General features: G+C 67.5%; 9 protein-coding genes. 7 read left to right on the top strand and 2 right to left on the bottom strand.

Annotated elements, in window-relative coordinates; all coding sequences use genetic code 11:
• Nucleotides 1-169: 169 nt before the first annotated feature.
• A complete protein-coding gene (mscL, locus tag ABIR74_RS02430) occupies nucleotides 170-547 on the bottom strand; it encodes a large conductance mechanosensitive channel protein MscL (RefSeq protein WP_348175024.1) in 378 nt (125 codons plus the stop codon).
• 68 nt (nucleotides 548-615) lie between these two features.
• Between mscL and dapA the strand changes: the two genes are divergently transcribed.
• The 6 genes from dapA (at nucleotide 616) to ABIR74_RS02400 (ending at nucleotide 6143) form a co-directional block, all read left to right on the top strand.
• Nucleotides 616-1497, top strand: a complete 882-nt coding sequence (dapA, locus tag ABIR74_RS02425) for a 4-hydroxy-tetrahydrodipicolinate synthase (protein WP_348175023.1) — start codon at nucleotides 616-618, stop codon at nucleotides 1495-1497.
• A 106-nt stretch (nucleotides 1498-1603) separates the two neighbouring features.
• Nucleotides 1604-3253: a ribonuclease J gene (locus ABIR74_RS02420; protein ID WP_348175022.1), complete on the top strand. Its 1650-nt coding sequence runs from the start codon at nucleotides 1604-1606 to the stop codon at nucleotides 3251-3253.
• A 9-nt stretch (nucleotides 3254-3262) separates the two neighbouring features.
• Nucleotides 3263-3811 carry a hypothetical protein gene (locus ABIR74_RS02415; RefSeq protein WP_348175020.1) on the top strand — a complete coding sequence of 183 codons (549 nt, stop codon included), beginning with the start codon at nucleotides 3263-3265 and terminating at the stop codon, nucleotides 3809-3811.
• A 45-nt stretch (nucleotides 3812-3856) separates the two neighbouring features.
• The gene (locus tag ABIR74_RS02410) at nucleotides 3857-4675 is read left to right on the top strand and encodes a ribokinase (RefSeq protein ID WP_348175019.1); all 819 of its coding nucleotides are present in this window, start codon (nucleotides 3857-3859) and stop codon (nucleotides 4673-4675) included.
• A 56-nt stretch (nucleotides 4676-4731) separates the two neighbouring features.
• Nucleotides 4732-5670, top strand: a complete 939-nt coding sequence (locus tag ABIR74_RS02405) for a nucleoside hydrolase (RefSeq protein WP_348175018.1) — start codon at nucleotides 4732-4734, stop codon at nucleotides 5668-5670.
• Nucleotides 5667-6143, top strand: a complete 477-nt coding sequence (locus tag ABIR74_RS02400) for an inorganic diphosphatase (protein ID WP_348175017.1) — start codon at nucleotides 5667-5669, stop codon at nucleotides 6141-6143. Before ABIR74_RS02405 ends, ABIR74_RS02400 begins: the two co-directional genes overlap by 4 nt.
• Here ABIR74_RS02400 and crcB read toward each other — a convergent pair.
• The gene (gene crcB / locus ABIR74_RS02395; RefSeq protein WP_348175016.1) at nucleotides 6140-6508 is read right to left on the bottom strand and encodes a fluoride efflux transporter CrcB; all 369 of its coding nucleotides are present in this window, start codon (nucleotides 6506-6508) and stop codon (nucleotides 6140-6142) included. The two genes, ABIR74_RS02400 and crcB, sit on opposite strands and share 4 nt — an antisense overlap.
• A 42-nt stretch (nucleotides 6509-6550) precedes the next feature.
• On the opposite strand from crcB, the gene ABIR74_RS02390 reads away from it, so the two are divergent.
• On the top strand, nucleotides 6551-7766 hold a 1216-nt coding region (locus ABIR74_RS02390), incomplete at its 3' end, for a DNA translocase FtsK (protein WP_348175015.1).

Raw genomic sequence — 7766 nt, 5'->3', positions numbered from 1 at the left:
GGCGACGCAAGGCGGGCGACGCAAGGCGGGCGACGCATGGCGGGCGACGTGAGGAGGACGACGCATGGCGGGCGGCGTGAGGAGGGCGACGCTTACCCGCGCTACCGCGCGGGTGCGCATAGCCCCTACGCCGCGCGGGTGCGCATAGCCCCTACGCCGCGCGGAGTCCCTACGGCCGGGCTGTGAGCGCCGCGAGGAGCTCCTGATGGCGTCGCTCCTCGTCGGAGATCGGCTCGTCCTCGCTGCCCTTCGCGCGCCGGGCGGCCATCGCGTCCATCGGCTTGACGACGAACAGGAACACCGCCGCAGCGATCGCCACGAACGTGATCACCGAAGTGATGAAGGCGCCGTAGCGGAACACCGCATCGTTGATTCTGAACGTGAGATCGCTGAAGTCGGGCTTGCCGATGATCATCGCGATGATCGGCATGATCAGGTCGTTGACGAGCGAGTTCACGACGGCGGCGAAGGCGACGCCGATCACGAACGCAACAGCCAGGCTGACGATGTCGCCCTTCATCAGGAAGTCTTTGAATTCGCGTACCATGGCGCCCTCCTCGGATCGTGAGTTTGCCCTCAGTCTTAGCGCAGGGCGATCAGGGTTACAATCGACGGATGCTCGGAGAGCTCCTCACCGCCGTCGCAACGCCCTTCGCGGCAGATGGCTCGGCCGACCTCGACCGGTTCCGGTCCCTCTGTCGTCACCTCGTCGATAACGGCTCCGACGGGCTCGTCGTAACCGGAACGACCGGCGAGGCTCCAACGCTCTCGGACGACGAACGGTTCGCGCTCTACGAGGTCGCCGTTGACGAGATCGGCGCGACCCACACGGTCGTGGCGGGCACCGGCACCTACGCGACTGCGCATTCGGTGCACCTCACCGAGCGTGCGCACCACCTCGGAGTGGACGGTTTCCTCGTTGTTACGCCCTATTACAACAAGCCTCCACAGCGGGGGATCATCGCGCACGTGGAGGCCATCGCGGCGGCCACGGATCGGCCGGTGGTGTTCTACGACATCCCGAGCCGCGTCATCGTCGACGCCGAACCCGCGACGATCTCGGCGCTCGCCACGATCGAGAACGTCACAGCCGTGAAGCAGTCCAAGCCCTCGCTCGAGGCCGCCCGTCATGTGGTGTCGGAGGGTCTCGACCTCTACGCCGGTGACGATGACCTGATCCTGCCGTTCCTCGAGGTAGGCGGCGTCGGCGGGATCTCGGTGACCGCGCACGTCATCGGCGGTCAGCTGCACGAGATGATCGACCGGTTCCGCGCCGGCGACCTCTCGGCGGCGCGGGCACTCGACGAGGAGCTCCGCCCCTCGATCGATCTGCTCCGTGTCCAGACAAATCCGATTGCGATCAAGACGGCTATGAACCTCCTTGGCCACGAGCTCGGCGGCTTCCGACTGCCGCTCGTCAGCGCCACGCCCGACGAGGAGGCTGCCGTGCGCGACTGCCTCGAACGGCTCGGGTTGCTGCAGCCGATCGCGACCTGAGGAGGCGAAAGCTGGGGGTGAGGGTCGGGCGACGCTCTGCGTCGTACGGCGACGCTTCGCATAGCCCCTACAAGCCTGTCGCCTCCTACCCGTACACTGCGCCACGATGAGCGACACACTCCGGATCATTCCGCTCGGCGGGCTCGGCGAGGTCGGCAAGAATATGACCCTGTACGAGTTCGACGGACAGCGGATCCTGATCGACGCGGGGCTCGCCTTCCCGCGCGACGAGCACCTTGGCGTCGACCTCGTGCTCCCCGACTTCTCGTATCTCGAGGACAGGCCGCTGCTCGCGATCGTGCTCACCCACGGGCATGAGGATCACGTTGGCGCGCTCCCGTACGTGCTCCGTGAGGTCGAAGTCGGCGAGGTTCTCGCCACGAAGCTGACCCTGGCGATGGTCAAGTCGAAACTCGACGAGCACAAGCTGGGCGCGTCGACGAAGCTTCGTGAGGCCGACCCCGACGGCGAAGGTGTGCAGATCGGCCCCTTCAAGCTCGAGTTCATCCGCATGGCGCACTCGATCCCCGATTGCGTCGCCATCGTGATCGAGACCCCCGCAGGACGTGTGCTCCACACGGGCGACTGGAAGCTCGATCACACACCGGTCGACGGCCTCAAGACGGACGTGGGCAAGCTTGCCTCGATGGGAAACCGCGGCGTCGACCTGATGCTCGGCGATTCGACGAACGCCGAACGGCCCGGGATGACCGGATCCGAGCGCCTGGTCGGTGAGGCGTTCCGGCAGCTGATTCCGATGCGCACCGGCCGGATCCTCGTTGCAAGCTTCGCCTCGAACATTCACCGTATGCAGCAGGCCGCGGAGGTGGCGATTGCGAACAACCGCAAGATCGCCCTCGTTGGTCGGTCGATGCGCAAGAACATGGGCATTGCGCGGAACCTCGGATACGTCGACATCCCCGAGGGCTCGATCATCTCGCCCAAGGAGGCGATGGACCTGCCCCCGAGCGAGGTGATGATCCTCTGCACGGGGAGTCAGGGCGAACCGATGTCCGCGCTCACGCGGATCGCCTACGGCGACCACCAGAACGTCGATGTTCAGCGTGGCGACACCGTCATCATCTCTGCGAAGCCCGTTCCGGGGAACGAGCTCCGCGTCCACGACTCGATCAACCGGCTGTCCCGTCTTGGAGCGGAGGTGCTGCACGAAGAGATCGCCCGGGTGCACGTCTCCGGCCACGCGTGCTCCGAGGAGCTACGAACGCTGATCTCGCTCGTGCGCCCGAAGGCGCTGATGCCAATCCACGGCGAGTACCGCATGCTTGCCGCGCACGCCAAACTCGGCCGCGACGCAGGCATTCCTGCCTCGGGGATCGTCATCGCCGAGAACGGCTCGGTCGTCGAACTGACGCCGCGTGGGGTGAAGATCGTCGACAGGATCAACGCGGGCGTCACGTTCGTCGACGGTCTCGGTGTCGGGGACGTCCAGGACGTCGCACTTCGTGACCGGCGACGCCTTTCCGAGGACGGAGTCCTCATTGTCGTCACGACCGTCTCCATCTCGGATGGCGGCGAGATCGCGCCGCCGGAGCTCATCGCCCGCGGCTTTGGTGACAACGAGGAGCTGCTCGATGAGCTGCGCGACGAGGCCGATCGCGTCGCAGACGAGCTTGCCGAAGACGGCATCACGGAGATCAAGCTGCTCCAGGAGCACATGCACGATGCGATCGCGAAGCTGGTCTACGACCGCACGCGGCGCCGGCCGATGATTCTCCCTGTGGTGATCGAGGTCTAGAGCGTGTCGATGGCGCCACCGCAGCCGGGGTGGTGTGACGTGATCCGGGAGTACGCGGCGACGGAGCGCTCCTCGCGCCGTCTCGTCGAGCAGCTCCGGGCCTGCGAGGCAGCCGCGCTTGCGTTCTGCCGGCTTCTCGAGCGCTGGAATCGGGGGGAAGCGATTCCGGCTACGCCAGGTGCGCGGGAGGCCGCGCTCCGCCATGCCGCCGATCGGGTCGAGACCGCGCTCGCCGGACTCGAGGCCCCGCTCTCCCGCTACCTCCTCGAGCTCGAGCCCGAAAGGGCGGAAGGACGCTCGTGGTACGGCGGTCCCGGTGCGGGAGAGCTCGTCGAGTGGCGTCCGATCCTCGATCGAGCGGGTGTGCACGCTTGCCCGAACCGTGTCGCGGCGGCCTACCTGGAGCTCGCGGTGCTCGTCCGCGCCCTCGAAGGGCTCGCCGACGCAGCGCGCCTCGACAGCGCACCGGATCGCTCGTCCCTCTGGGCCGGCCTCTTCGATCTGCGCGACACGTTACTCGGGTCGACCGTCGACGATCTCCGCATACTCGCGACCTGATCCCTGACGACAGGCACGAGTCTGTTGGCGGGCTAGGCTGATCCGGTGCCCGCTCCCCGGATCACCGTTGTCGGCTCCATCAACCTCGATCTCGTCGTCCGCTGCGCGGTGTTGCCGCGAGCGGGTGAGACGGTCAGCGGCGCGACGCTCGAGCGGTTCCCGGGCGGCAAAGGCGCTAACCAGGCCGTCGCTTGCGCGCGTCTCGGCGCGAAGGTGCGGATGGTCGGAGCGGTCGGCCGCGACGCATTCGCGGACGAGGCGCTTGCGGGGCTCCGCGAGGCAGGTGTCGAGCTGGACGTGCAGACGGTCGACGCGCCGACCGGGATCGCACTGATCACGGTGGACGCCGAAGGGGAAACAACGATCGTCGTCTCCCCGGGTGCGAACGCTCGCCTAACGGAGTTCGAGCTGCCCTCTGCAGATGCTGTGCTCTGCCAGCAGGAGATCCCCGATGACGCAGTCGTCGCCGCCTGGGAGCAGGCATCCGGGCTGTTCTGCCTCAACGCAGCGCCCGCGCGGCGCGTCGCGGTCGATCCCGACCTCGCGATCGTCAATCGCTTCGAGCTCGACTCACTTGCGCACACCGACGGGATCGTCGCGCTCACACTCGGAGCGGAGGGAGCCGTCCTGCTCGAGGACGGGGCCGAGGTGGCTCGTGCAACTCCCCCGCGCGTCGAGGTCGTCGACGGGACGGCTGCGGGTGACGCGTTCGTGGCCTGTCTCGTGGTGTCGCTGCTCGAGGGGCGGGATCAGGAGGAAGCACTGACGCGTGCGTGCGCCGCAGGAGCGCTCGCTGCCTCCCGCCTCGGCGCCCAGCCGTCGCTTCCGACAGCCGCCGAGATCGACACGATCCTTGCGCGATAGGAGAAGGTTGCCGATCAACACACCGGACGAGCGCTCGTAGACGCGATACTCCAGGAATGAGCGTTACGCCGAAAGGCATCCCGATCATCCTCGACTTGGATCCCGGACACGACGACGCGATCGCGCTGCTGCTCGCGCTCGCGAGTCCCGAGGTCGAGCTGCTCGGCGTCACGACCGTGTACGGCAATCAGACGCTCGAGAAGACGACCGCGAACGCATTGCGTGTACTCGACCTGGTAGGGCGCGATGACATGCCGGTCGCTCCGGGGGCCGATCGACCGCTCGTCCGCGATCTCACCGTCGCCTCGCATGTCCACGGTGACAGCGGGCTGGACGGCCCGGTGCTCGCACCGCCAACGCGCGCCGCTCTCGATGAGCGCGCGGTCGACTTCATGGACCGCACGATCGCTGCAAGTGACGCGCCCGTCACGCTCGTTCCCACAGGCCCGCTGACCAATGTGGCGCTGCTCCTCGAGCGCACCGGCGGTGCCAACATCGACCGCATCGTCCTCATGGGGGGCGCCATCGCCGAAGGCAACATGACGCCGGCGGCCGAGTTCAACATCTGGGCAGACCCCGAGGCGGCGCAGGCCGTCTTCTCGTCCTCGATTCCGACGGCCATGATCGGGCTCGACGTCACGCACCAGGCCGTTACCACCCCGGCGGTTATCGAGCGCCTCGTCGCCACCGGACAGGTAGGGGCATTCGTGGCCGACCTGGTCGAGTTCTTCTCCGTCTACCACCGGGAGACGTACGGCTGGGACGGCGCGCCGATCCATGACGCCGTCGCGGTGGCGCATCTCATTCGACCTGGGCTCGTGACCACCGTCCACCGCAATGTCGAAGTCGAACTCGTGTCCGAGCTCTGTCGTGGTCGAACGGTCGTCGACCTGTGGCGCCGAACGGAGCGAGACGCGAATGCGGACGTGGGTGTGGCACTCGACACCGGCGGGTTCTTCGACCTGCTCGTCGAACGGATCGGGAGGCTTGCATGAGGGATGTCGTCGTCTTCGTCGAGGTGCCGTCTGGCTCGCGGAACAAGTATGAGCTGGACGAGGAGCTCGGGGGCATCGTCCTCGACCGCAGGCTGTTCACGTCGATGAGCTACCCGGCGGACTACGGCTTCATCGAGGGCACGATGGGGGAGGACGGCGATCCCCTCGACGCGCTCGTCCTCGTCGGGGAGCCGACGTTTCCCGGCTGCCGGATCCGCGTGCGCGTCGTCGGCGTCTTCCACATGACAGACGAGAAAGGGCCGGACGAGAAGGTGATCTGCGTCCCCCTCAAGGATCCGGCCTGGATGCGCGTGAGCGACATCCACGACATCCCGCCCGAGTTCCGCGACGAGATCGAGCACTTCTTCCAGGTCTACAAGGATCTCGAAGAAGGGAAGACGGAGACCCGCGGGTTCGGCAATCGGGCCGACGCGGAGCTGATCATCGAGCAGGCGCGCGCCCGAGCGCTCTAGACCGTCCGACCGATCTTCAGGCCGAACCAGACCGCAACGAGGCCCGCGGCCAGCGTTCCGAAGGCGTTCAGCCCTGCCTGGGCGGCGTGGCCCTCCTCGAGTAGGCGATACGTGTCGAGTGAGAACGTCGAGAAGGTCGTGTAGGCGCCGAGGAAGCCGGTAACGACCGCTGCGCGCACCCATGACTCCTCGAACCGAGGCTCGAGCGCCTCGACGGCGAAGCCGATCAGGAAGGCGCCCGAGACGTTGACCACGAAGATGCCCCACGGGAATGCTCCGGCCCGACGGCCGATGAGTTCGTCGAGCCCGTAGCGGGCCAAGGCCCCCAGGGCGCCCGCAACGGCGATCCCGATTACGAGAGGCATCCGCAGAGGATACGGGACGCCGCCGGAGAAGCTGCAACCCCAATGTCTCGTACACGCAAGAAGCCCGCGCGCCGCGCGACAGGCAAGCCGCGCGCGACGGGGCGACGTCGGTCCGCCGCCAAGCTCCGGGCTCCGGCCCGCACGACCACGCGGGCGACAAAGACCCGATCGCATCACCATCCCGAACTGTGGGGGCTCGGGATGGTCGCGGTCGGTGCCTTCCTCGCCACGCTGCTCTGGTTCGGCTGGGACGGTGGCCCGGTCGGAGAGGCGACCGCAGATGGTCTCCACAGCGCCTTCGGCAGCGCCTCGTATGTGATCCCGCTCGTGCTTCTCGGCCTCGGCGCGCTCATGCTCGTTCGCAGCAAGCTCGTCGACCTGAAGCCCTTCCGAACCGGCCTCGCGATCGGGGCCTTCGGCCTCATGCTCGCGCTCGGGCGCGACCAGGGCGGGATGATCGGGAGCGGCCTGGCGGGCGGTCTCGCCAACTTCGTGGGAGAAACAGGTGTCCTCATCGTCGGCGGCGCGCTCCTTCTCGCGGGAACGCTGCTCTTTACGGGCGGCTCGGCGGGCGCAGTCCTTCGTACCTCCGGCGGCGCCATGCGGCGCGCAGGTGGAGCGGCGCGACGGTCGTTCGACGGCTTCGAGATGCCCGACTTCGGTGGTGCCGACGAGCGCGATGACGACTACGAGGTCGAGGAGCGTCGGCCCGTCGTCGACGCTGCGACGGCCTACCCGGATGTGATCGAGCCCGTCGCCACCTCCGCCGAGTCCCCGCAGCTCGTGATGCACTCAGCCGACAACGCGCCGGACGCCCTTACCGCCGACGACGCCTACGAGGAGATCGAGTTCGACAGCGCAGCGGGCGTCGAGTACCGCTTGCCTGACCGCTCGCTCCTGAAGCCCTCACCAGCTGTGAAGGGGGACAACGGGGTCCAGAGCGCGAAGACCGCCGAGCAGCTCGTTCAGACGCTCTCGCACTTCGGCGTCGACGCCACGATCGTCGGTCAGATCGCGGGGCCGCGGGTCGTTCGGTACGAGCTCCAGCTCGCGCCCGGTACAAAGGTATCGAAGGTGGCAGGTCTGAAGGACGACCTCTCGTACGCCCTCGCGACGACCGAGATCCGCATCCTCGCACCGATTCCCGGAAAGCAGGCGGTGGGCGTGGAGGTTCCGAACCTCTCGCCGAAGCTCGTCACGCTCGGGGACATCTTCGGAGACATGCCCGGCCAGGCGAGCCCACTCTCGGTGTGGCTCG

This window comes from Gaiella sp., assembly GCF_039915195.1.
Taxonomy (GTDB): domain Bacteria; phylum Actinomycetota; class Thermoleophilia; order Gaiellales; family Gaiellaceae; genus Gaiella.
This window is presented reverse-complemented; position numbering and strand designations above follow the sequence as displayed.

Bases quoted from the DNA above. Each gene is read 5' to 3' on its own strand.
- crcB (WP_348175016.1), bottom strand. From the start codon at position 6,508: ATGCCTCTCGTAATCGGGATCGCCGTTGCGGGCGCCCTGGGGGCCTTG.
- dapA (WP_348175023.1), top strand. From the start codon at position 616: ATGCTCGGAGAGCTCCTCACCGCCGTCGCAACGCCCTTCGCGGCAGAT.
- ABIR74_RS02405 (WP_348175018.1), top strand. From the start codon at position 4,732: ATGAGCGTTACGCCGAAAGGCATCCCGATCATCCTCGACTTGGATCCC.
- ABIR74_RS02415 (WP_348175020.1), top strand. From the start codon at position 3,263: ATGGCGCCACCGCAGCCGGGGTGGTGTGACGTGATCCGGGAGTACGCG.
- ABIR74_RS02400 (WP_348175017.1), top strand. From the start codon at position 5,667: ATGAGGGATGTCGTCGTCTTCGTCGAGGTGCCGTCTGGCTCGCGGAAC.
- mscL (WP_348175024.1), bottom strand. From the start codon at position 547: ATGGTACGCGAATTCAAAGACTTCCTGATGAAGGGCGACATCGTCAGC.
- ABIR74_RS02420 (WP_348175022.1), top strand. From the start codon at position 1,604: ATGAGCGACACACTCCGGATCATTCCGCTCGGCGGGCTCGGCGAGGTC.